Raw genomic sequence first — 22,745 nt, 5'->3', positions numbered from 1 at the left:
CTAGGCGCCGCTTTTTTTGCAGAATCGCTCCCGGCGATCTACTGACTCGCCCGAGGCGTATCCTGATACTGCGGGTCGTACACCCGGCGCGAGTCAAAACCGCGTGGGTCGCGCTTGTCGAATAAACCAAAGGTGGCTTTACTCACCCAGCTGCGCTCTTCGACATCACCGTGCTGAAAGTTGAATTCACCGTTGTTATCAAAGGCCGGGTGGTCGGGGTAGTTTAGGCGCAGCACCGCCAGATTGCGGTCTGACAGTTCGTCCATTCCCAGCAAGTGATAGCCCTGCACCATGACCGCCAGGGCGTCGGGTGTAGACGGGGTGCCCTGGTAGTTTTCCAGCACATACTGGCCACGCTTGACCGATGCCAGATAGGCGCCGCGCTTAAAGTAGTAGTTGGCTACGTGAATTTCATAGCGTGCCAGGCGGTTGCGCAGGTACAACATGCGCTTTTTGGCGTCCTGAGCGTAAGAGCTGTCGGGATAGCGGTTGAGTAGCTGGGTAAAGTAGGCCAGTGATTCACGCGCGGCGCCCGGGTCACGCTGGGTCTGGTCCAGGGGAATAATGGTGGCAAGGAAGTTTTCGTCTTTATCGTAGGCGGCCAGGCCCTTCATGTAGTACGCGTAATCCACATTGCGGTGTTGCGGATGCAGGCGAATAAAGCGATCCGCCGAGGCTGTGGCGGCATCCGGGTCGCCCGAGCGGTAGTAGGCGTAAATCAGCTCAAGCTGTGCCTGTTCGGCGTATTTACCAAAGGGGAAGTGCTCTTCCAGCAACTGCAGCGAGGAGATGGCGCTCTCCCAGCGGCTGCTGTTCAGTTGGCCCATGGCCTGTTCGTACAGATCGGCCTCAGAGGTGTAATCCTGGCGCTCGCCATTGGATGAGCAGGCAGAAAGCAGCAGAATTAAAAGGCCGCTTAAAAGAAAAACAGACGCTCGCATAGGGTTAGGGCTCACAATTCGTTATCATCACGCAATTCAGGCTAAGGCCACAACCGCCCGCCGTACAGGGCGCTATTTAAACACAGTCGGGGGCCAAGCCAAAGCAGACCCCCGCATCACGAGAGTAAACGGATGAGTCAGACCATAGACCTTGCCGCCCAGGTGCCCCGGGAACAGCGAGGCCAGCGATTTGACCAGGTGGCGGCGGGGTTGTTCCCCGATTATTCCCGCGAGCGCCTAAAAGAGTGGATTAAGGCGGGGCAGCTTACTGTGGACGGCGCCAGCGCCAAGCCCAAAGACAAGCTGCTGGGGGGAGAAATCCTCGCTTTGCGCGCCGAACTGGTAGCCGATGACACCTGGGAGGCAGAAGATATTCCCCTGGATATCGTCTTTGAGGACGAACACCTGTTGGTGGTCAATAAACCCGCGGGCTTGGTAGTGCACCCGGCAGCGGGCAATTACAGCGGCACTCTGGTCAATGCACTTTTGTACCATAATCCCGATCAGGCACAATTGCCCCGGGCAGGTATCGTGCATCGCCTGGATAAAGACACCACGGGCCTGATGGTGGTTGCCAAAACCTTAGCCGCCCACCATAACCTGGTGGCCCAGTTACAGGCGCGCAGTGTCAGCCGCGAATACGAGGCGGTCGCCGTGGGCCAGTTTACCGGTGGCGGCAAGGTGGACGCCCCCATTGGTCGCCACCCCAAACAGCGCAAGCTAATGGCCGTGGTGCCTGTCAGCGGCAAAGAGGCCGTTACTCACTACCGGGTATTGCAGCGTTTTACCCAGCACGCCCATTTGCGTCTTAAGCTTGAGACCGGTCGCACCCACCAGATTCGCGTGCACATGGCGCATATTAACCACCCCTTGGTGGGCGATCCGGTCTATGGCGGGCGTTTTCGTAAGCCGGCCGGCGCCTCGGCCGAGTTGCTAGAGGCGCTCCGTAGCTTTCCCCGCCAGGCGCTGCACGCGGCCAGCTTGGGGTTAGTTCACCCGCACAGCGAACAGTCTATGAGTTGGCAGGCGCCTCTGCCGGAGGATATGGTGCAACTGTTAAACGCATTGGAGCAAGCGGATGACTAACGCGTTCATCAGCCCCGATTGGCCCGCCCCGGCTTGTGTGGGCGCTATTGCCACCACCCGATCCGCAGGCGTCAGCACCGCGCCCTACGACAGTAACAACCTGGCGCTGCATGTGGGGGATGATTCGCAAAAAGTAGAAAGCAACCGGCAAGGTCTGGCTCAGGCCTGCCATTGGCCCCAGGGGCCTCAGTGGCTGGAGCAAATTCACGGCGTTAAAGTGGTTGCCGCCCAAAGCGATGGCCGGGTACGCACCGCCGATGGCAGTTTTACGCGCACCCGTGGCTTGCCCTGCGCCGTGCTCACCGCCGATTGTCTGCCCATTTTATTGTGCAGCGAGAAGGGCGACGAAGTAGCCGCCGTGCATGCCGGTTGGCGTTCGCTGGCTCGCGGTATTGTGCCCAGGGCCGTGAATCGCTTTAACGCCAAGCCGCAGCGGTTGCTCGCGTGGCTGGGGCCCGCTATAGGCCCAGAGTATTTTGAGGTGGGTATTGATGTGCTCGAAGCCTTCTTTAAAAATGCACAGTCCGATGAGCACACGGACGCCATCGCCGCCGCCATGCAGCCAGGACGCAAGCCCATGCATTTTTACGCCGACCTATACGCCCTGGCCCGCGCTGCCCTTAACGCTTGCGGTGTCCAACAGGTTTACGGTGGAAACTTTTGTACCTACCGCGATAGCAAACGTTTTTACTCCTATCGCCGCGATGGTAAACACACCGGCCGTATGGCCACGGCGATATGGATTAAATGATTCGTCTGACGTCCGACGCCTGACGTCAGACGAATAACTTGATTTCCCTCCAACTGCCCCTACTTTAATAAGCAAGCAATCAAGTATTTTTGAGGGAATAACCCATGCGAATCGACCGTTTAACCAATCAACTGCAGCTGGCGTTGTCCGACGCTCAGTCCATGGCGGTAGGGCGCGACCACACTCAGCTGGAGCCCGCGCATTTAATGCTGGCCTTGCTGGATCAGCAGGGCGGCACTGTGCAGCCGCTGTTATCTCAGGCCGGCTTTGATGTGAAAGGCCTGCGCAACGAACTCAACAAAGCGCTGGATCGGCTGGCTAAGGTTCAGAGCCCATCCGGCGATGTGCGTATGTCGCAAGAGTTGGCGCGCTTGCTGAACCTGGCCGATCGCCACGCGCAAAAAGCGGGGGATAAATTTGTCTCCAGCGAGTCGCTTCTTATCTCATCCATGGACGATAAAGACAGCGAGCTGGGCAAATTACTGCAGCAGTTCGGCAATACCGAACGCCTAAAACAAGCGGTAGAGGCAGTGCGCGGTGGTGAAACCGTGGACGACGCCGATGCCGAGGGCAACCGCCAGGCATTGGAAAAGTTTACTGTCGATTTAACCGCCCGCGCCGAAGCCGGCAAGCTGGACCCGGTGATTGGGCGCGACGATGAAATTCGCCGCACCGTGCAGGTGTTGCAACGTCGCACCAAAAACAATCCGGTGTTAATCGGTGAACCGGGTGTGGGTAAAACCGCCATTGTCGAAGGTTTGGCCCAGCGTATAGTTAACGGTGAAGTGCCCGAAGGTTTAAAAAACAAACGCCTGTTATCGTTGGATTTAGGCTCGTTGTTAGCGGGTGCCAAGTTTCGTGGTGACTTTGAAGAACGCTTAAAGTCGGTGCTGAACGAGCTGTCCAAACAGGAAGGCCGCATTATTCTGTTTATTGACGAGCTACACACCATGGTGGGCGCCGGTAAAGCCGAAGGCGCCATGGATGCCGGCAATATGCTAAAGCCTGCCCTGGCGCGCGGCGAGCTTCACTGCGTGGGCGCCACCACCTTGGATGAGTATCGCCAGTTTATTGAAAAAGACGCCGCGCTCGAGCGCCGCTTTCAAAAAGTCTTGGTGGATGAACCCTCCGAGGAAGACACCATTGCGATTTTGCGCGGCTTGAAAGAGCGTTACGAATTGCACCATGGCGTTAATATTACCGACTCCGCGATTATCGCCGCCGCTAAGTTATCTCAGCGTTATATTACCGACCGCCAGCTGCCGGATAAGGCGATTGATTTAATCGATGAAGCTGGCAGTCGCATTCGCATGGAAATCGACTCCAAGCCCGAGGAGATGGACAAGCTGGAACGACGCCTTATTCAGCTTAAAATTGAACGTGAAGCGGTAAAAAAAGACGAGGACGAAGCCAGTCGCAAACGGTTGGAAAAAATCAAAACGGACATTGAAGAGCTGGAGCGCAAATACGCCGAGCTGGAAGAAATCTGGCGCAGCGAAAAAGCGGCCTTGCACGGCTCGCAAGAAATTAAAAGTTCTCTGGAGCAAGCCCGTCAGGATTTAGACGCTGCGCGCCGCGCCGGCGATCTGGGGCGTATGTCGGAATTGCAATACGGCATTATCCCGGAGCTGGAAAAACAGCTGGATATGGCCAGCCAGGTCGACATGATGGAGATGACCTTGCTGCGCAACCGCGTGGGCGATGAAGAAATCGCCGAAGTCGTCAGCAAGTGGACGGGTATTCCGGTTTCTAAAATGTTGGAAGGCGAACGCGAAAAGCTTTTAAAAATGGAAGACGCGCTGCACAAACGTGTTATCGGCCAAAACGAAGCCGTGGTGGCCGTTTCCAACGCGGTGCGCCGCTCCCGTGCGGGGCTGTCGGACGCCAATCGCCCCAATGGCTCTTTCCTGTTTTTGGGTCCCACTGGCGTGGGTAAAACCGAATTGTGTAAAGCCCTAGCGTCGTTTCTGTTCGACACCGAAGAGGCCATGGTGCGTATTGATATGTCTGAGTTTATGGAAAAACACTCGGTAGCCCGTTTAATCGGCGCGCCTCCGGGCTATGTCGGTTACGAAGAGGGTGGCTACTTAACCGAGGCCGTACGCCGCCGGCCCTATTCAGTGCTGTTGCTGGATGAAATCGAGAAGGCTCACCCGGATGTGTTTAATATTCTGCTGCAGGTGTTAGACGACGGCCGTTTAACCGATGGCCAGGGTCGCACCGTGGATTTTCGCAACACCGTGGTGGTGATGACCTCGAATTTGGGCTCCGACCGAATTCAGGATCTGGCCGAAGACAAATCCTTTGACACCGTGAGCTTTGACGGCGACGGTGGCCTGTCCGACTCCACCAACAACGAGAACCGCTACGCCGCCATGAAGGATGCCGTCATGGAAGTGGTGGGGCAGCATTTTCGTCCCGAATTTATCAACCGAGTTGATGAAGCGGTGGTGTTCCACCCGCTGGCCAAAGACCAGATTCGCGGTATTACCGATATCCAGACCGCACAGCTCAGTAAGCGTTTGGCGGAAAAAGAAATGGCCCTGGACTTAACGGATGAGGTTATGGATAAGCTTGCCGAAGCCGGATACGATCCGGTCTACGGCGCCCGACCGCTCAAACGCGCCATTCAGCAGGAAATCGAAAACCCGCTGGCCCAGGAAATACTTGCAGGCAAATTTGTTCCCGGGGATACCATTGAGGCGAAAATGGATGGAGATAAAATTGTCTTTAATGCCCGGAAGGTCCACTAACCCTTTAAAAAGCCATTCTGTATGAGGCGACAAGCTGGGCAGCATTTATGCTGCCTCTAGTCGCGTTCGTTGACTGGATTCCGTGTCGTGGCACGGAATGACGGAAGAGGGGGCACACGCAGGGAATGGCGGAGTAAGGAGATGCTGCAGGGAACGACGGGGTAACGGGTTGCTGCAGGGAGTGACGGGGGCTCGGGTATGGCGTGACGGAAAGTACCGAGGCTTGTGGTGCAAAATGGCGGGGCGTGAAGTGACGGTGGCGCGAATGGATGGAGTGAACGGGATGACGAGCCTAGCGCATAAGCGGTGCCGGAAATAACGGAAACCGCCTGCCCTCGTCTTTGGATGCTGGCACCGTCAGCTTTGCCACCACCGAGGGTCATCCTCGGCCACGATCGAGGATCCAGTTAAAAAGCGCGCGTTAGCGTCTCATGCTTCGGTAATCCGTAACCGGGCTCATCAGCAAGACTCCTCTATCGCCTGACGGGCTTGCTCTAACCTGTCGGCCTTCTCTTCTTCGCTCAAATAGCGAAAGCTGCCATCATCCGTGGGTTCGCGTACCCGGCCGCCCCGGCCCAGAATGTCAGCGTTTTTGGTGGCTGCTTCGCAGCGGGCGGGGTCTTTGGTGGATTGCTCGGCTGCGGCGCTTGAGGCCTGTGCCTGTTTATCGTCGCTTTGCCCGTGGGAATAGTTGACCGGTTCGCTGTGGCCGGTTTTGGGCTGAATCGCCGTGCTCTCAACCCCATTGGGTGGGCGGGTGCCGTAGTGGGTAGTGCCGTCTTCGCTTTCCCACTTGTAAAAAGTATCCGCCGCCACAGCGGGTAAACTAGCGCCGGCCAGTGCAACGAGTACCAAGGCAATACGCCACATTGATGCGATCATAATCTCACCTATTAGAGCTTTTTAGACTGATCACTATAACCTGAATTTTCTCGCCGTGTGAAACCTCGTGCGCGATTTGTGAATTTGATGCCTTTTGCGCCAGCAAATCGCCCGCATTCCTTGACTTTACGGCGTATATTGCGACAATACACCCTCTCGCTAGATGGCTCGCGAACCCGCCGAAAACCTCGGCACCTGGCCGCGCCAGCAAGTCACCCGCTTGTTGAACCATCCGCACCGCGTAGGCGCATCCACCGATGCCGCCTGCCCAAGAAACCGCAATTGCTACCAGCGCGTAACTTGGGGAATCCTGAATTCACATAGACTTGCCACTTTGGCGGCAACAAGCCCTGTTGCTTTGCTATAGTGGAGCCTATTTATTTTATTTGACTCAAGCAGTTTAAAGGGGAAATAACGTGGAAATGCTATCAGGCGGCGATATGTTAATTCGCGCGCTGCGGGACGAAGGCGTAACAACCGTTTTCGGCTACCCCGGTGGCGCTGCGCTGCACATATACGACGCTATTTTCCGACAAAAAGACGTTAAGCACATTTTGGTGCGTCACGAGCAAGCCGCTACCCATGCGGCCGATGCCTATTCGCGCTCAACCGGCGATGTGGGAACCGTGTTGGTTACTTCTGGCCCCGGCGCCACCAACGCTATTACTGGCATTGCCACCGCCTATATGGATTCTATTCCCATGGTGGTGCTGTCCGGACAGGTCGTCTCCGAGCGCATCGGCGAAGACGCCTTCCAGGAAACGGATATGGTGGGTATCTCACGTCCCATCGTAAAGCACAGCTTTATGGTACGCGACGCTCGCGATATTCCCGAGGTGATCAAAAAGGCTTACTACATCGCCCGCACCGGTCGCCCCGGTCCGGTGGTCATTGATATCCCCAAAGATATCACTAACCCGTTTGATACCTATCCCTACGAGTATCCGGAGAAGGTGAAGATTCGCTCTTACACTCCGGCCACTCGCGGTCATGCGGGGCAAATCAAAAAAGCCGTTCAGCTGATGCTGGAATCCAAACGCCCGGTTATTTATGCCGGTGGCGGGGTGGTTCAGGGCAACGGCTCTGAGCTATTAACCGATATTGCCCGCAAGCTGAATTACCCGGTTACCAACACTCTGATGGGCTTGGGTTGCTACCCGGGCAGCGACCGTCAGTTTTTGGGTATGTTGGGTATGCACGGCACTTACGAAGCCAACATGGCCATGCACAATGCCGATGCCATTTTGGCGGTGGGCGCGCGCTTTGACGATCGGGTAACCAACGCGGTTAACAAGTTCTGCCCTAACGCCAAAATTGTTCACATTGATGTCGACCCCGCGTCTATTTCTAAAACCGTAACCGCCGATATTCCCATTGTGGGCGCGGTGGACAGTGTATTGAGCGAAATGCTGGCGCTGATTGGCGAAAGCGAGCAAAAGCCAGACGCGGCGGCGATCAAAAACTGGTGGGAGCAAATCGACGAGTGGCGCGACAGCCATGGCTTGTACACAGCGCCGCGTTATAACACCGGCGGCGAGAAAATCATGCCGCAAGACGTAATTAAAGCGCTGCATGAAGTAACCGGCGGCGATGCTTATATCACCTCCGATGTGGGGCAGCACCAGATGTTTGCCGCGCAGTATTACCTGTTCGACAAACCGCGCCGCTGGATCAACTCCGGTGGTCTGGGCACCATGGGCTTTGGCTTGCCTGCCGCGCTGGGCGTGCAAATGGCGCATCGCGATGCGGTCGTGGCCTGTGTGACCGGCGAGGGTAGCATTCAGATGTGTATCGAAGAGTTGGCCACGCTCACCCAGTATCATCTGCCGGTAAAAATTATCTGCCTCAATAACCAGGCCCTCGGCATGGTACGCCAGTGGCAGGATATGCAGTACGACAGCCGTTATTCCGAAAGTCTGTACGAAGACTCCTTGCCCGACTTCGTGAAGTTAATGGAAGCCTATGGCCATGTCGGTATGCGCGTGACCCAAAAAGACGACCTAAAGGCGAAAATGGAAGAGTGCTTTGCCATGAAAGACCGCGTGGTCTTTATGGACATCGCAGTAGACACTTCTGAGCATGTTTACCCCATGCAAATTGCCGGCGCCTCCATGCGCGATATGTGGGTCAGCAAAACGGAGCGCACATAAGATGAGACGAATTATTTCAGTATTAATGGAAAACGAACCCGGCTCGCTGTCGCGGGTCGTGGGGCTATTTTCACAGCGTGGTTACAATATCGAATCGCTCACCGTGGCGCCTACCGAAGACGAGACTTTGTCGCGTCTGACGTTAACCACCATTGGTGACGATCACAAAATTGAGCAGATCACTAAGCATCTGAACAAGTTGATCGATGTGGTAAAGCTGGTGGACTTGACCGAGGGCGCTCACATCGAACGCGAAGTGATGCTGATCAAAGTCAAAGCCGCCGGTGCTCAACGCGCCGAAATTAAGCGCTGTGTGGATATCTTCCGCGGTCAGATCGTGGACGTTACCGCCAGCCTGTACATCATTCAAATTACCGGCACCAGCGACAAGCTGGACGCCTTCTTACAAGCCGTGGGCGATGCTTCTATCTTGGAAGTGGTCCGCTCGGGTGTCTCGGGTATCGCCCGGGGCGAGAAGGTGTTAAGCCTGTAACCTGCCTTCCGGCTCCGTTGTCGGCGGAGCCGTTTTTCCTTTCCCTATCGTGTGTATGTTGCGACAAGGCGCGTTCTATCGCTGGGTTCCGTGTCGGGGCATGGAATGACAGGGGTCAAAAACTAACGGACTTCAAGAAATGACAGGAGCTGAAATTTCCGTCATTCCAAACGTGATTTGGAATCCAGATAAAAAGCGCGGCTTTGCCGCCGCTATCCATCACTCATCTACAAAACTGAAAGCCATAATCACCGCATCTTCGCGGCCTTTTGCGGCGGGGTAGTAATTGGGCCGAATGCCCACCTCGGCAAACCCCAGCTTTTGATATAAGGCAATAGCCGACTGGTTGGATTCGCGCACTTCTAAATATAAAGTCTCGGCGACGCCGTTTAGTGCTTGGATTAAATGCGTAAGTGCCGCAAAGGCCAGGCCTTTTCCTTGTTGCGAGGGATCAATCGCAATATTTAACAGCTCGGCGCTGCCGGCGGCATAGGTCACGACAAAATAGCCCACAAGCGTCCGGCCGGTAAAAATAAGAATGCAGCGCTGGCGCGAGTGTAGGCAGTCGGTAAATAGGCGGCGACTCCAGGGGTGAGAGTGGGCGCGTTTTTCAATCTCGCACAGCGGCTCGATATCGGCTTCCGTCAAAGGTCGCAAGGTCAGTGTTTCGCCGGTAGCGGTTTGGCAGTCGCCTGTTAAGGTGTTCGGGTCTAAGGGTTTAAACGCCATTCAAGGTAGGCCAAATTTTTTGTTTTAGTTGTGGTTCTTGCAGTAATTTGCTCAAACTTGGCAGCACAATAGCGGGTTGGCGTTGGGTGCCGGTAAGGTTTAGCTGGGTTTGGCTGAAAGCCTCGGGCACGTTTTCCGGGCTTACAAACCACTGCGCTGCCTCGGGCCCCATTAACCACAGCTCAGGCTCTTGCTGCTTGGCAAGTTCCTCGCTTAGCCAGGCTTGCAGCTCTTCGCGCAGATCGTCCTGGCTGTACATTTTCGCCAGCTGTTCATTCAGCGGGCAGCGCATACGCTCGGGCTCACCCAAAGGTATGTTGTGCTGGCGACAAGCGCGCAGAATACTCGCCAGCAATCTATCCGTGGGTAAGGCAGCACCCGGGGTGTGCTCATCAATAATCAGCAGCTTATTACTGGGGCGCCACAGGTGCAGATGCACCGGGGTGACGCCTTTTTTGGGCTGGGGCAGATAAAGGTTAAGCGGCTCTTTGCGCACCGGCTTTTTGTCGGTCGCAATGCCCATATCGCCCAGCATATTCCCCACTTGACTGGGGGCTGGCGGCGCCATTGGATTGTTCTGCACGGGGGCAGATAGGGGGGGCGCAGGCGTTTCGCTAACTACCGGCAAGTCGCACAGAGTGGGGGCCGGAGCGTGAGGTAGCAGCACTCTGGGGATGAAGCTGTCGATCCCCATGGCACTTAAATATTGATGACGCTGCCGCTCGTTCATGCCTTAGCCTTTTGTTTAAATGCCTTCGCGCTGCGGGTGCGAACGCTCGGGAGCGGCAAGCAGGTTAAGGGCGTGCAAATAGGCTTTGGCCGAGGCCACCACAATATCAGTGTCGGCGCCTACGCCGTTGACGATTTGCCCGTCTTTTTCCAGTCTTACCGTTACGTCACCTTGCGAATCTGTGCCTTGGGTGATGGCATTAACCGAGTACAGCTTTAAGGTGGTGTGGCTTTGCGCCGCACTTTCAATGGCCTTGTAAGTGGCATCCACCGGGCCGCTGCCGGTGGCGCTACAGGTGTGCTCTTTGCCGTCGATGGTCAGTGACAAGGTAGCGGTGGGTTGTTGTCCGGTTTTGCATACCACTTCTAAATCGCCCAACTGATAAGTCTCGGGCACCGATTGCGGTTTAACGTCGCTGACCAACGCCTGTAAATCTTCGTCGAAAATCTCGTGTTTTTTGTCCGCCAAGTCTTTAAAGCGTTCAAAGGCGGCGCTCAGGGCTTCGGGGTTGTCGAAGGTAATCCCCAATGCTTCAAAGCGCGCTTTCACCGCGGCGCGGCCCGAATGTTTGCCCAACACCAGCTTGTTGGTGTTCCAGCCTACGTCCTCGGCGCGCATGATTTCGTAGGTTTCGCGGTGCTTAAGCACGCCGTCCTGGTGAATGCCCGATTCGTGCGCAAAAGCATTGGCACCCACGATGGCTTTGTTGGGTTGTACCGCAAAGCCGGTAATGCTGGAGACCAGACGCGAGGTGGGCACAATGTGGGTGGCGTCCAGATCGGTTTCAACCGGCATCATGTCCTGGCGGGTGCGCACTGCCATTACGATTTCTTCTAGCGCGGCATTACCGGCGCGCTCGCCCAAGCCGTTAATGGTGCACTCAACCTGGCGGGCGCCATGCATTACCGCCGCCAGCGAGTTGGCCACCGCAAGGCCCAGGTCGTTGTGGCAGTGGGTAGAGAAAATGGCTTTGTCCGCATTGGGAATGGCGTTAATTAAACGGCCAAACATCGCGCCGTATTCTTCCGGTTCGCCGTAGCCGACGGTATCTGGCAGGTTAATGGTGCGCGCTCCGGCGTCGATCACTGACTCGATAATTTTGCACATAAAGTCAAATTCCGAGCGGCTGGCGTCCTCCAGCGAAAACTCCACATCGTCTGTATGGTTGCGGGCCAGTTTTACCGCCGACACGGCCTGCTCCAGCACCTGCGGGGGCTGCATTTTTAGCTTGTACTGCATGTGAATGGGGCTGGTGGCAATAAACGTATGAATCCGGCCGCTGTTGGCGGGTTTAATCGCCTCGGCCGCCCGCTCGATATCGCCGGGCACGGCGCGCGCCAGTGAGCAAATGGTGCTGTCTTTAACCGCTTTGGCAATGGCCTGAATGGATTCAAAGTCGCCCTTACTGGCAATGGCAAAGCCCGCTTCAATAATATCCACCCGCATTTTCTCTAACATTTTGGCAATGCGAATTTTCTCGTCGCGAGTCATGGACGCGCCGGGGCTCTGTTCGCCGTCGCGCAGGGTGGTATCAAAAATATACAGTTTGTCTTTAGCGGTCATGGCCTTGCCTACATCTGAGCGGTTGCAAATCAATGGTGCATTATAGAGTTTGCGCGGGGGGAATCATACCAGTGGGTCGTTGGGAGGCGGAACGCGAGACGCTGAATGTGGCAGCAAGCCGCGCTTTTTAGCTGGATTCCAGCTATGTTGTGACCAGTTAAAGCACGCGGCTTTTCGCATCAACTGATATACTCGCCCCTCGGTAAAAACAGGTTCCCATTCATGCCCCCGCTACACGCCACCATGACAGAAGGCCGGGTGTCGGCCCAGTTACGCGCCCTGGCTTTGCCCATGGTGTGGGGGCTGCTGGCGACTATGTCGTTCAATGTGGTAGATACCTTCTTCGTCGCTCAACTGGGTAATAAACCACTTGCCGCCATGAGCTTCACTTTTCCGGTGGTGATGGTGCTAACCAGTATTGGCATCGGGTTGGGGGCGGGCACGTCATCGGCAGTAGCGCGCAGTGTCGGAGCCGGGGCGGCGCATCAGGCTCAGCGCTTGGCCACCGATGCGGTGACGCTAACGCTGTTCATTTCCGTGACCGTGTGCGCCATTGGTTGGTTTACCATTAACCCGCTTTTTACTTTGCTGGGCGCCTCGGCCGAATTGTTGCCTTTTATTCATCAGTACATGAGCATTTGGTATTTCAGTGCTCCCTGCCTGTTAGTGCCCATGGTCGCTCTGGCATCGCTGCGGGCTATGGGCCTCAGTCGAATTCAGGGCAGCCTGATGGGGGCTGCCGCCGTGTTTAACGCACTCTTGGACCCGCTCTTAATCTTCGGTTTGTGGGGTTTTCCGCGTTTAGAGCTGGCGGGGGCGGCCTGGGCGACCTTAATCACTCGGGGGCTAACCCTGCTGGTTGCGCTGTATATTTTGCGCGCCCGAGTAGGGTTGTTGACGTCGCCTTTTGCTTCGCGCAGTGCTATCGCTGAATCTTGGCGCAGCATTGTGCACGTGGGCCTGCCCGCCATGGCGTCCAATATTATTATTCCGCTGGCCAGCGGTATTGTGGTAATGATGGTCGCTCGTTACGGAACAGATGCCGTCGCGGGAATGGGTATTGCTGTACGTATTGAGCCTCTGGCACTCATCGCCTTTTACGCTTTGTCCGGGGTGGTGGGGCCGTTTTTTGGGCAAAACCACTCGGCGGGTTTAACTTCCAGGCTGATTCAGGCGCAGAAGGTGCTCACCGGGTTTTGCCTGGGCTTCGGCGCGCTGTTGACACTTATATTATGGTTGCTGGGCGGCCCCATTGTGCAGCTCTTTACCGATCACACTGAAGTTGCGACCGTTGCCATGCTCTATTTAAGTATTGTCCCTTTTAGTTACGGTGCCTACGGGTTGGTAATGTCCGTCAACGCGGCCTTTAACGGCCTCGGCAATCCCTGGCCCGCGATGCTGCTATCGGTCAGCCGGGTACTGCTGCTCTTTCTGCCCCTGGCCTGGGCGCTGCAACAGTTGTGGGGCCTTAACGGGCTTTTTATCGCTACGGCGTTGACCAATATCGTGGTGGGCGGCTGGGCCTGGTGGTGGCTGCAAGGACGGGTGAGAAAGGGATGAACGACTTGATATCAAAATGACTTATATGGCCAAAAAAGATGCGTCCATTGTCGCGCTTTGGTTGTATGGTTCTAGGGCGCGCGGTGATTTCCATCCAGATAGCGACTATGATTTAGCGGTTGGTTTTAATGATTGGTTAGAAGCTCCTTTGGAACGACGTCTGCGGCCAGAGCTTATGGCACAACAGTGGCGGGATAGCCTCGGTATAAGCGAATCAGAGCTATCGGTCGTTGATATCTCGCTGGTGCCTATCCCATTAGGTCTGGCTATTTTAACCGATGGTCAATGATTGCTAGACGGGGATGTTTTTGTTCGTCTGGGGCTGGAGCGGCGCATACTCTCACGCTCGGAACATGACTATGGCAATCGAGATCAGTGGGGTGATAAGCGATGAGTTTAGCGAACCAAGCCTATATCCGAGCTCAGCAGCAACATCTGAACGAGTGCGAGCAAGACTTGAAGCTATTAAGCGGTATTCTTGCGGAGCGTGCCTGGAGTCGTCTAGAGAAGGTGGCCGCTGAGCGTGTTGTGCATTTGCTTATAGAAAGCTGTATTGGCATTGCTAAACACTGGTGTAAGTCGGCTACCGGTCAAGTTGCCCTCGAACCACGCAAAGCCATCGAGGCCCTGCAGGTGGCCGGGGTGATTGATGACGAGATCTCCTGATGCAAAGTGATTGGCCTTCGCAACGTGTTGGTACACGACTACGTAGAGGCGGACCCTGACATTCTAAAATCAGTCATCCAAAACGCCTACTACGAGCCCTTATTGCGCTTTGCCCGCACTGGTATCAAACAGTTGGATGCTTGAATGGTGGGTTGGGAGCCCCTCCTGGTGAGACTCCCTCGTCCGAGGGCGTGACGTCTAAATACTACAGTGGCGAAATTCATTGTTTCGTACCTTCATTATTGTGCCCCTATACCAAATAGTCGGGGATAATTATTAGTAACTTGTTTTAGCGTGCCGCAATTATGAGGCACAGCCAATTAAGGGGGCAAAGACTTAAAAATATCGTCACCCCTGCGAAGACGGGGCCCATGTATGTAGATTGTGTAACTGATTGATTTCTATGGATTCCCACCTTCGAGGGAAGGACGGATTTTAGCTTGGCGCGGCGATTCTATAATATTCCGGACAGTAGTGCGGCCTCGACCAGGAACCTAACAGAAAAGCTGCGCTTTCAGCACAAGACGTCACTACCGCGAATGAACGTCATTCCCGACCCCGATCGGGAACCCAGTAAAAGAGCTGCGCTTTCAGCGCAAGACGTCATTCCCGGCCCCGACCGAGAACCCAGCAAAAGAGCCGCGCTTTCAGAACAAAACGTCATTCCCGGCCCCGACCGGGAACCCAGCAAAAGAGCCGCGCTTTCAGAACAAGACGTCATTCCCGGCCCCGACCGGGAACCCAGCAAAAGAGCCGCGCTTTCAGAACAAGACGTCATTCCCGGCCCCGACCGGGAACCCAGCAAAAGAGCCGCGCTTTCAGAACAAGACGTCATTCCCGGCCCCGACCGAGAACCCAGCAAAAGAGCTGCGCTTTCAGATCAAGACGTCACTCCCGGCCCCGACCGAGAACCCAGCAAAAGAGCTGTGCTTTCAGCGCAAGACGTCATTCCCGGCCCCGACCGAGAACCCAGCAAAAGAGCTGTGCTTTCAGATCAAGACGTCATTCCCGGCCTCGACCGGGAACCCAGCAAAAGAGCTGTGCTTTCAGATCAAGACGTCATTCCCGGCCTCGACCGGGAACCCAGCAAAAGAGCTGTGCTTTCAGATCAAGACGTCATTCCCGGCCTCGACCGGGAACCCAGCAAAAGAGCTGTGCTTTCAGATCAAGACGTCATTCCCGGCCCGACCGGGAACCCAGCAAAAGAGCTGCGCTTTTAGCGCAACCTTCCTTTTTCCCCCGCAAAATCGGTACAATACCCAAAACCTTCGCGAAAGGGACGACATGAGCGACGAAAAATCCCCTTATCAACGTATTGACGACACCTTGCCCTGCGAGGCCGTCTGGCACAACCAAACCATCAGTTCGGTCGACCGTGCCAAGCTTCTGGACCAAACTCCACGCTGTATCTGGCTTACCGGCTTATCTGGGTCGGGTAAATCCACCGTGGCCAACGCTCTGGACGCTACCCTGCATCACCGTGGGGTTAATTCGTTTTTGCTCGATGGCGACAATGTTCGTCACGGCCTGAATAAAGACTTAGGCATGACTGAATCCGACCGCGCCGAAAACATCCGCCGGGTAGGCGAGGTTGCCAGGTTGATGGTCGATGCTGGCCTGGTGGTAATTTGCGCTTTTATTTCCCCCTATCGGCGCGATCGCCAGATGGTGCGCTCAATGTTTAACCACGGCCAATTTATCGAGGCCTACTTAGATACCCCGCTTTCTGTGTGCGAAGAGCGCGACCCCAAGGGCCTGTATAAAAAAGCTCGCGCGGGCATTATCAAACAGTTTACCGGCATCAGTGACCCCTACGAGGCCCCCGACCACGCCGAGATAACCATCGATACCAGCGGTAACGATGTTGGAGCCAGTGTTAACGCCATATTAAAAGTACTGGCGAAATAGATTCAGAAGGATTTTTATGTCGAACTCCCAGCTCTACCGTCAGGTTGTCGCGGCTGCCGAACAAGCGGGCGAGAAAATGATGGTGATCTACCAAAAGGATTTTGCCGTAGAGCAAAAATCCGACAGCAGCCCGCTAACCGAGGCCGATCTGGCCGCCCACCACCATATTAAAGACGCGCTGCAAGCTTTAACGCCCGACACGCCTATTTTGTCGGAAGAAAGCGCCAATATTCCCTGGACCGAGCGCAGCCAATGGGCTGAATACTGGTTGGTGGACCCGTTGGATGGCACCAAGGAATTTATTAAAAAGAACGGTGAATTTACTGTTAATATCGCCCATATTGTCGATGGAAAACCTGTGTGGGGTGTGGTGGTCGCGCCCGCGCTAGGGGTCACCTACGCCGGTGGCACTGCCACACAGGGCAGTGAAAAAATTGAGTCCGGCAGCGCTCAGGCCATAAACGTCGCACCTCTGCCTAAAGGCAAAGCTGATTGGTGCATTGTGGGTAGCCGTTCCCACCAGAGCGAAGCCTTCGCCGAGTTTGTCGCCCAGTTTGACTCACCCAGTATTACCAGTATGGGCAGCTCGCTAAAAATCTGTTTGGTAGCCGAGGGCCGCGCCCATCTATACCCGCGCCTGGGCCCGACCAGTGAGTGGGATACCGGCGCCGCCCACGCCGTGTTGCTGGGTGCCGGGGGTAAGCTGGTACATTTGGATACCAGTGAGCCGCTGGTCTACAACCAGCAAGACAGTGTGTTAAACCCTTTCTTTATGGCGGCACCGGCGGATTACGCCGGGGCGCCCAAGTAATCGGGCAGTTTTATGCAGCCGATACTGGTACCGGTTATTTTGTGCGGCGGCGCGGGCACGCGTCTGTGGCCAGAGTCGCGGGTCACCCACCCCAAACCGTTTATTCCCTTGCCAGACGGCGAAAGCCTGATTCAAAAAACCTTTCGCCGTGCCAGCCAATTGCCGGGGGTGAGCGAAGTGCTCACTGTTACCACCGACGATTTACTGTTTAAAACCGAAGACGCCTACGCAACTACCGATGACGCCGTGGCTTGTAATCACGGTTATATTCTGGAGCCCTTTGGCCGCAACACTGCCGCCTCGTTTGCTGCGGCCGCGTTAGATGTTGCCAGCCGCTACGGGCCGGATGCGCACATACTAATATTGGCCGCTGACCATTTAATTACCGACGAGTCCACCTTTGCCCGCGCCGTAGAGCAGGCCACCAACTTGGCTGCGCAGCAAAAATTGACCGTGTTTGGTATCGTGCCCGAACACCCGGAAACCGGCTACGGCTATATTCAGGCCGCCGCCGGGCCGGGCGATCAGTTAAGTGTGCAACAATTTGTAGAAAAACCCGACGCCGCCACGGCGCAGGCGTATGTAGATTCCGGCAACTACTACTGGAACTCGGGCATGTTCTGCAGCCGCGCCGATCTGGCGTTGGCCGAGCTTAAAGCCCACGCGCCCGAGCTACTGCAAAGTGTATCGCGGGCGTTAGAATCGGGTATTCAATCCCAGGGCAAGGGCCATTGCAGTACCCGCTTGTGTCCCGAGGCTTTCGCTCAGGTACCGGACATCTCCATTGATTATGCGTTAATGGAAAAAACCGCGTGTCTGGCCGGGGTCAAAGCAGACATTGGTTGGAGTGACATAGGCTCGTGGGAGGCCATGGGCCAGTTAACCCCGGCCGATGACCGCGGCAATCGCTTTGACGGCGAAGTGCTTAGCACCGGTGCCAGCAACAACTACGTGCGCAGCCACGACCGCTTGACCGCCCTGGTGGGGGTGGAAGATTTGCTGGTAATAGATACCGCCGACGCCCTGTTAATTGCCCATAAAAGCCAGGCGCAAGGGGTGAAAGACATTGTCGCTCAGCTAAAGCGTTCTGGCCACGGTGCCCGTTTACAGCATCGCACTGTGCACCGCCCCTGGGGCAGTCACACTGTGCTCGAAGAGCACGAACGTTTCAAAGTGCGCCGTATTGTGATTAAGCCGGGCACCTCGCTCACCTTACAAATGCATCACCACCGCAGCGAGCACTGGGTGGTACTGCAAGGTATGGCGCGCATTACCAATGAAGATCAAATCACTCTGTTGGGGGTGAATGAATCTACGTTTATACCTGCCGGGCACAAACATAAGTTGGAAAATCCGGGCGTGATTGACCTGATTATGGTCGAGGTGCAAAGCGGCGACTACCTGGGTGAAGATGACATTACCCGTTACGAATAAAGTGTAAGAATATGCCGCAAGGCTAAGAAGGATTAGTGAACGTAAAACAGTTTGTATCGCTTGTGCATGTGCAAGCACGAATGGGGCTAAAAGCCGAAGCCTCAAAGTTAATTCTCAGTTATTTCTGGTGGATACTGGAACCACTGTTGTATGTGGTGATCTTCTATTTGGTATTTGCCTACTTCCTGGAGCGCGGTGGTCCCAACTATTTATTCTTCCTTATGTGCGGCAAGATACCGCTACTGTGGTTTACCAAGTCGGTCTCTAAAGGCTCCAATAGCTTAATTCAAAACAAAGGGTTGATCGGCTTAATGGATGCCCCTAAAACCTTGTTTCCCTATATTAGCGTGCAAGAAGGGGTATACCGGCAATGGGCGGTATTTTGGGTGTTGCTGTGCTTAGCGATTGCCTACGATTCCTACCCCGATTCTTTATGGTGGCTGTTGCTGCCGCTGGTGGTTAGCGAGTATTTGTTTATTATTGCCTGCACTTTACTGGGGGCTTGGCTGGTTAGTTACGCGCGCGACGTTAGCAAGTTAATAGGCATGTTTATGGTGTTTATGTTGTTTGCCTCGGGGGTATTCTGGGACATTAACGACATACCCGACCCCTGGCTGCGCGAGGCCTTGCTCAATTATAACCCCATGGCGTTTTACTTGGACTCTTTCCGCGCCATTTTAATGCGCGACGAAGTTTACGATATGTTTCATCTGGCTTGGTTAAGTGGCTTATTAGTGGTGGTTATTGCCGCCCTGCATGTTTTATATCACTACGACAGCCGCAACATAGCCTTACGCGTGGTAATCCGATGAGCCAAGACATACTAATCAAAGCAAACCGCGTCGGCTTTACCTACAAAAGTCGGGTGGGTTTTTTCAAATACTTTAAGCACCAAGCCCTAAGCGGTGTCAGCTTCGAGCTAAAGCGCGGCGACAAGCTCGCCATCTTGGGCCGCAATGGCAGTGGTAAAAGTACCCTAATGCAAATTCTGGCGGGTATTATCCCGCCTACCCATGGTAGTCTAGAGGTAAGCGCCGGGGTCAAGCGATCGTTGCTCACCTTGGGGTTGGGGTTTCGCAAAGACCTAACCGGCCGCGACAATGCCCTGCTAAGCGCCATGCTGCAAGGTTACAGCCGCAGCGAAGCTTTATCGCACATGGACGAAATTAAAGAATTCTCCATGCTTAAAGACTTTTTCGAGCGCCCCATTTTTACTTACTCCTCGGGCATGCGCTCGCGCCTAGGCTTCGCTACTGCGCTCTACACCGGCATAGACGTACTCCTACTGGACGAGGCCCTGGCTGTGGGCGACGCCACCTTCAAAAAACGTGCCCGCGAAGCGATGAATGAAAAGCTAGGCGGCAACCAAAGTCTAATCTTTGTTAGCCACAGCGCCAGCGAAGTGTCTAAATTCTGCGACACCGCCCTCTGGCTAGAAAAGGGCTTTATCTGTGCGAGCGGCAGCGTCCGCGACGTTGCGGCGCAGTATAAAGTAGCGCCCGCTAAGCCTATGGCCGCGCCGGGGGTGGGGAAGGGTATGCCAAAGGCATAACTTTTTATCTGGGTTCCCACCTCCGTGGGAATGAGTTTGCCAAAGGCATAACTGTCTTTCTGGGTTCCATCGATGTAGCGGCAAGCCGCGCTCTCTAGCTGGATTCCCACCTCCGTGGGAATGACGGGGGCACGGAATAACCATAGTAGCGAAAGAACGTCATTCCCGACCCCACGTCATTCCGTGCCCCGACACGGAATCCAGTTAAAAAACGCGACTTGTCGCAGCATAGGTGGAACCCGGACAGGAAGTGTGGCTTAGCCACGGCATCGTTGAAATCCAGAAACCCCGCTCCGCCACAGTCCCGCCCTAGCAGTAACGTCATTCCCACGAAAAAACGTCATTCCCGACCCGGATCGGGAACCCAGAAAAAGAGCGTGGCTGTACCACAACACCGATGGAATCCAGCACTATGTCTGCTACCTTGTCATAAAGCCCATTCATTTATATTTAAACCCAGCAAGGGTGGGCAATCGACAAGGAGTGTCCATGAAGCATCCCGCCGTCTATATTCTTACCAATAAACGCAATGGCACGCTCTACATCGGCGTTACCAGTAACCTAACCCAGCGTATATGGCAGCACAAAAACCACCAAGTTGAAGGCTTTAGCCATAAATACAATCTGACTATGCTGGTCTATTTTGAAACGGCACCCACCATGGAAAGTGCTATTCAACGAGAAAAGCGGCTAAAAAAGTGGAATAGGGCGTGGAAGCTAAACTTGATCGAGCACCAAAACCCAGCTTGGGAAGACTTGTACCCAACCATTACGGGTTAAAGGCCGCACTCGAAGTGCACAGTTTTTCTGGATTCCCTCGTCCGAGGGAATGACGGTAAAGTACGGAGAGCAACTGAGGACCAATGCCCAAGCCCGCTGACCAAAAGACCCACCCTTAAAACACAAGAACACCATCCCCGCGAAGTAACGCCATTCCCCCGAAGTAACGTCATTCCCCCGAAGTAACGTCATTCCCGCGAAGGCGGGAATCCAGATAGGGAGCGTGGCTATGCCACCACATAGATGGAATCCAGAGTAAGAGCTACACCATCGGCACAAGACGCCATGCCCCGAAGTAACGTCATTCCCGCGAATGCGGAAACCCAGCTAGAGAGCGTGGCTTGCCACTACACCGATGGGACCCAGAAAGAGAGTCGCGCTTACAGCGCAGGAACGTCATCCCCTGCTACGACAGGGGACCCAGAAAGAGAGTCGCGCTTACAGCGCAGGAATGTCATCCCCTGCCACGACAGGGGACCCAGAAAAAGAGTCGCGCTTACAGCGCAGGCCTCCCAATACAATAATAAACAAAACCCTTAGCCGCCATTCGCTTGGGCTCATACAAATTTCGCCCATCAAATACCACCGGTTCGGTAAGCTCTTTTTGAATAAGCTCGAAATCCGGTGCGCGAAAGGCCTGCCACTCGGTCATAATAATTAGCGCATCGGCGCCGTGCAGGGCGCTTTCTTTGGTGCCGCACAGACGCAGGCTTTGCGAGTTGCCGTAGGCGTGTTGTATTTGCTCCATGGCCTCGGGGTCGTAGGCTTGTATTTTAGCGCCAGCGTCCCATAGCGCTTCCATAACTACCCGCGCCGGGGCTTCGCGAATGTCGTCGGTGTTGGGTTTAAAGGCCAAACCCCACAGGGCAAAGGTTTTGCCGCTAACGTCACCGAAATGCTTAAATATTTTTTCCACCACGGTTTGCTTTTGTGAGGCGTTGCGCTGCTCTACCGCCTTAAGCAGCAAGCTATCAAAGCCAATATCGTCGGCGGTGCGAATCAGCGCTTGAACGTCTTTGGGAAAGCATGAGCCACCGTAGCCCGCTCCCGGGTAAATAAACTGGTAACCAATACGCGGGTCGCTGCCTATGCCCTGGCGAACGGCTTCAATATCCGCGCCCAGACGGTCGGCTAGGTTAGAAATTTCGTTAATAAAGCTGATTTTGGTGGCTAGCATACAGTTGGCAGCATACTTGGTTAGCTCGGCGCTGCGTACGTCCATCACCATTACCTTACCGTGCTTGCGCTCAAAAGGGGCGTACAGCTCGCGCATAACTTCTTCGGCGTATTCGCTGTCGGTGCCAATAATAATGCGGTCGGGGCTCATGCAGTCGTGCACCGCCGAGCCTTCTTTTAAAAACTCGGGGTTCGATACGACATCAAACGGAATATCTTCGCCGCGCTGGGCCAGAGTGTCGGCCAGGGTGGCGTGCACCTTATCCGCCGTACCCACGGGCACCGTGGATTTATTCACAATAATCTTGCGCTCGCTCATATATTGGCCAATAGTGGTCGCCACCGCCAGCACATGTTTTAAATCCGCCGAGCCATCCTCGTCCGGCGGTGTACCCACGGCGGTAAAAATCACCTGTCCGTGGCTCACTCCCTCAGCACTGTCGGTGGTAAACGCTAACCGGCCCTCTTTGGCGTTGCTGGTAACTAACTCTTCCAGCCCCGGCTCGTAAATGGGGATATGCCCCTGATTAAGCTGCGCTACTTTGTTCTCATCTAAGTCAACGCAGACGACATCATTGCCCATTTCGGCCAGCACGGCCCCTTGTACCAAACCTACATAGCCAGTGCCAAAAATCGTAACCTTCACAATAAGTCCTTTCGTTTAGTGCAATTTGTTGCGCCATATTACCGTTTGATAATTTTTACGCAAACCAAAAACCGAAGGTAAGAGTGAAATGTGACAGAAATATGTCTAAAGGTATGCCGAAGGCATAGCTCTTG

The 22,745-nt window shown here is 54.9% G+C and carries 20 protein-coding genes and 1 pseudogene; 15 read left to right on the top strand and 6 right to left on the bottom strand.

The window, feature by feature from the left end:
- Nucleotides 1-38: 38 nt before the first annotated feature.
- Nucleotides 39-941, bottom strand: a complete 903-nt coding sequence (locus M6D89_RS13495; RefSeq protein ID WP_253968604.1) for an outer membrane protein assembly factor BamD — start codon at nt 939-941, stop codon at nt 39-41.
- Nucleotides 942-1,073: 132 nt separating this feature from the next.
- On the opposite strand from M6D89_RS13495, the gene rluD reads away from it, so the two are divergent.
- The 3 genes from rluD (at nt 1,074) to clpB (ending at nt 5,531) form a co-directional block, all read left to right on the top strand.
- Nucleotides 1,074-2,027, top strand: coding sequence for a 23S rRNA pseudouridine(1911/1915/1917) synthase RluD (gene rluD, locus M6D89_RS13490; RefSeq protein WP_253968603.1), 954 nt, complete (start codon nt 1,074-1,076; stop codon nt 2,025-2,027).
- Nucleotides 2,020-2,778, top strand: coding sequence for a peptidoglycan editing factor PgeF (gene pgeF, locus M6D89_RS13485; protein WP_253968602.1), 759 nt, complete (start codon nt 2,020-2,022; stop codon nt 2,776-2,778). The genes rluD and pgeF overlap by 8 nt, the downstream gene beginning before the upstream one ends.
- A 104-nt stretch (nt 2,779-2,882) precedes the next feature.
- Nucleotides 2,883-5,531: an ATP-dependent chaperone ClpB gene (clpB, locus tag M6D89_RS13480; protein ID WP_253968601.1), complete on the top strand. Its 2,649-nt coding sequence runs from the start codon at nt 2,883-2,885 to the stop codon at nt 5,529-5,531.
- 459 nt (nt 5,532-5,990) lie between these two features.
- Here the strand turns inward: clpB and M6D89_RS13475 are convergent, their stop codons facing one another.
- Nucleotides 5,991-6,413, bottom strand: a complete 423-nt coding sequence (locus M6D89_RS13475) for a DUF4124 domain-containing protein (protein WP_253968600.1) — start codon at nt 6,411-6,413, stop codon at nt 5,991-5,993.
- Nucleotides 6,414-6,829: 416 nt separating this feature from the next.
- Between M6D89_RS13475 and M6D89_RS13470 the strand changes: the two genes are divergently transcribed.
- Together M6D89_RS13470 and ilvN are read left to right on the top strand one after the other, a co-directional pair.
- Nucleotides 6,830-8,563 (top strand): acetolactate synthase 3 large subunit, encoded by a 1,734-nt coding sequence (locus M6D89_RS13470; RefSeq protein WP_253968599.1) that lies wholly within the window; start codon nt 6,830-6,832, stop codon nt 8,561-8,563.
- Nucleotide 8,564: 1 nt separating this feature from the next.
- Entirely contained in the window at nt 8,565-9,056 is a 492-nt protein-coding gene (ilvN, locus tag M6D89_RS13465) for an acetolactate synthase small subunit (RefSeq protein ID WP_215975611.1), read from the top strand.
- A 219-nt stretch (nt 9,057-9,275) separates the two neighbouring features.
- On the opposite strand, the gene rimI is transcribed toward ilvN, so the two are convergent.
- From rimI to M6D89_RS13450, 3 genes are read right to left on the bottom strand one after another with little or no spacing between them, the layout of a single operon-like run.
- Nucleotides 9,276-9,785 (bottom strand): ribosomal protein S18-alanine N-acetyltransferase, encoded by a 510-nt coding sequence (gene rimI, locus M6D89_RS13460; protein ID WP_253968598.1) that lies wholly within the window; start codon nt 9,783-9,785, stop codon nt 9,276-9,278.
- Nucleotides 9,775-10,515, bottom strand: a complete 741-nt coding sequence (locus M6D89_RS13455) for a hypothetical protein (RefSeq protein WP_253968597.1) — start codon at nt 10,513-10,515, stop codon at nt 9,775-9,777. Before M6D89_RS13455 ends, rimI begins: the two co-directional genes overlap by 11 nt.
- A gap of 15 nt (nt 10,516-10,530) precedes the next feature.
- Complete coding sequence (locus M6D89_RS13450) at nt 10,531-12,078, bottom strand: 2-isopropylmalate synthase (protein ID WP_253968596.1); 1,548 nt, start codon at nt 12,076-12,078, stop codon at nt 10,531-10,533.
- A 222-nt stretch (nt 12,079-12,300) separates the two neighbouring features.
- Here M6D89_RS13450 and M6D89_RS13445 point away from each other — a divergent pair, with 222 nt between their 5' ends.
- From M6D89_RS13445 to M6D89_RS13400, 10 genes and pseudogenes are all read left to right on the top strand, one after another.
- Nucleotides 12,301-13,638 carry an MATE family efflux transporter gene (locus M6D89_RS13445; RefSeq protein WP_253968595.1) on the top strand — a complete coding sequence of 446 codons (1,338 nt, stop codon included), beginning with the start codon at nt 12,301-12,303 and terminating at the stop codon, nt 13,636-13,638.
- A 16-nt stretch (nt 13,639-13,654) separates the two neighbouring features.
- Complete coding sequence (locus tag M6D89_RS13440; protein WP_253968594.1) at nt 13,655-13,927, top strand: nucleotidyltransferase domain-containing protein; 273 nt, start codon at nt 13,655-13,657, stop codon at nt 13,925-13,927.
- 101 nt (nt 13,928-14,028) lie between these two features.
- Nucleotides 14,029-14,448: pseudogene (gene hepT / locus M6D89_RS13435) on the top strand (type VII toxin-antitoxin system HepT family RNase toxin).
- Nucleotides 14,449-14,843: 395 nt separating this feature from the next.
- On the top strand, nt 14,844-15,524 hold the full coding sequence (locus tag M6D89_RS13430) for a hypothetical protein (RefSeq protein ID WP_253968593.1): 681 nt from the start codon (nt 14,844-14,846) through the stop codon (nt 15,522-15,524).
- Nucleotides 15,525-15,588: 64 nt separating this feature from the next.
- Nucleotides 15,589-16,212 carry an adenylyl-sulfate kinase gene (cysC, locus tag M6D89_RS13425; RefSeq protein ID WP_253968592.1) on the top strand — a complete coding sequence of 208 codons (624 nt, stop codon included), beginning with the start codon at nt 15,589-15,591 and terminating at the stop codon, nt 16,210-16,212.
- Nucleotides 16,213-16,228: 16 nt separating this feature from the next.
- Nucleotides 16,229-17,023, top strand: coding sequence for a 3'(2'),5'-bisphosphate nucleotidase CysQ (gene cysQ / locus M6D89_RS13420; protein WP_253968591.1), 795 nt, complete (start codon nt 16,229-16,231; stop codon nt 17,021-17,023).
- Nucleotides 17,024-17,035: 12 nt separating this feature from the next.
- Nucleotides 17,036-18,457, top strand: coding sequence for a mannose-1-phosphate guanylyltransferase/mannose-6-phosphate isomerase (locus M6D89_RS13415; RefSeq protein WP_253968590.1), 1,422 nt, complete (start codon nt 17,036-17,038; stop codon nt 18,455-18,457).
- A gap of 35 nt (nt 18,458-18,492) precedes the next feature.
- Nucleotides 18,493-19,269 carry an ABC transporter permease gene (locus M6D89_RS13410; protein WP_253968589.1) on the top strand — a complete coding sequence of 259 codons (777 nt, stop codon included), beginning with the start codon at nt 18,493-18,495 and terminating at the stop codon, nt 19,267-19,269.
- Complete coding sequence (locus tag M6D89_RS13405; RefSeq protein WP_253968588.1) at nt 19,266-20,009, top strand: ABC transporter ATP-binding protein; 744 nt, start codon at nt 19,266-19,268, stop codon at nt 20,007-20,009. Before M6D89_RS13410 ends, M6D89_RS13405 begins: the two co-directional genes overlap by 4 nt.
- Nucleotides 20,010-20,498: 489 nt before the next feature.
- Complete coding sequence (locus M6D89_RS13400; protein ID WP_253968587.1) at nt 20,499-20,789, top strand: GIY-YIG nuclease family protein; 291 nt, start codon at nt 20,499-20,501, stop codon at nt 20,787-20,789.
- A gap of 496 nt (nt 20,790-21,285) precedes the next feature.
- Here M6D89_RS13400 and M6D89_RS13395 read toward each other — a convergent pair whose 3' ends face one another.
- Entirely contained in the window at nt 21,286-22,611 is a 1,326-nt protein-coding gene (locus M6D89_RS13395; protein ID WP_253968586.1) for a UDP-glucose dehydrogenase family protein, read from the bottom strand.
- Nucleotides 22,612-22,745 lie beyond the last annotated feature (134 nt).

The organism is Gilvimarinus xylanilyticus (assembly GCF_024195295.1).
Taxonomy (GTDB): Bacteria; Pseudomonadota; Gammaproteobacteria; order Pseudomonadales; family Cellvibrionaceae; genus Gilvimarinus; species Gilvimarinus xylanilyticus.
Note: the sequence above shows the minus strand (reverse complement) of the source record. Positions and strands in the feature narration are given on the sequence as shown.

Bases quoted from the DNA above. Each gene is read 5' to 3' on its own strand.
- M6D89_RS13430 (WP_253968593.1), top strand. From the start codon at position 14,844: ATGAACGTCATTCCCGACCCCGATCGGGAACCCAGTAAAAGAGCTGCG.
- cysC (WP_253968592.1), top strand. From the start codon at position 15,589: ATGAGCGACGAAAAATCCCCTTATCAACGTATTGACGACACCTTGCCC.
- M6D89_RS13405 (WP_253968588.1), top strand. From the start codon at position 19,266: ATGAGCCAAGACATACTAATCAAAGCAAACCGCGTCGGCTTTACCTAC.
- M6D89_RS13400 (WP_253968587.1), top strand. From the start codon at position 20,499: ATGAAGCATCCCGCCGTCTATATTCTTACCAATAAACGCAATGGCACG.
- pgeF (WP_253968602.1), top strand. From the start codon at position 2,020: ATGACTAACGCGTTCATCAGCCCCGATTGGCCCGCCCCGGCTTGTGTG.
- M6D89_RS13450 (WP_253968596.1), bottom strand. From the start codon at position 12,078: ATGACCGCTAAAGACAAACTGTATATTTTTGATACCACCCTGCGCGAC.
- M6D89_RS13440 (WP_253968594.1), top strand. From the start codon at position 13,655: ATGACTTATATGGCCAAAAAAGATGCGTCCATTGTCGCGCTTTGGTTG.
- ilvN (WP_215975611.1), top strand. From the start codon at position 8,565: ATGAGACGAATTATTTCAGTATTAATGGAAAACGAACCCGGCTCGCTG.
- rluD (WP_253968603.1), top strand. From the start codon at position 1,074: ATGAGTCAGACCATAGACCTTGCCGCCCAGGTGCCCCGGGAACAGCGA.
- M6D89_RS13415 (WP_253968590.1), top strand. From the start codon at position 17,036: ATGCAGCCGATACTGGTACCGGTTATTTTGTGCGGCGGCGCGGGCACG.
- M6D89_RS13495 (WP_253968604.1), bottom strand. From the start codon at position 941: ATGCGAGCGTCTGTTTTTCTTTTAAGCGGCCTTTTAATTCTGCTGCTT.
- cysQ (WP_253968591.1), top strand. From the start codon at position 16,229: ATGTCGAACTCCCAGCTCTACCGTCAGGTTGTCGCGGCTGCCGAACAA.
- rimI (WP_253968598.1), bottom strand. From the start codon at position 9,785: ATGGCGTTTAAACCCTTAGACCCGAACACCTTAACAGGCGACTGCCAA.
- clpB (WP_253968601.1), top strand. From the start codon at position 2,883: ATGCGAATCGACCGTTTAACCAATCAACTGCAGCTGGCGTTGTCCGAC.
- M6D89_RS13475 (WP_253968600.1), bottom strand. From the start codon at position 6,413: ATGATCGCATCAATGTGGCGTATTGCCTTGGTACTCGTTGCACTGGCC.
- M6D89_RS13455 (WP_253968597.1), bottom strand. From the start codon at position 10,515: ATGAACGAGCGGCAGCGTCATCAATATTTAAGTGCCATGGGGATCGAC.
- M6D89_RS13445 (WP_253968595.1), top strand. From the start codon at position 12,301: ATGCCCCCGCTACACGCCACCATGACAGAAGGCCGGGTGTCGGCCCAG.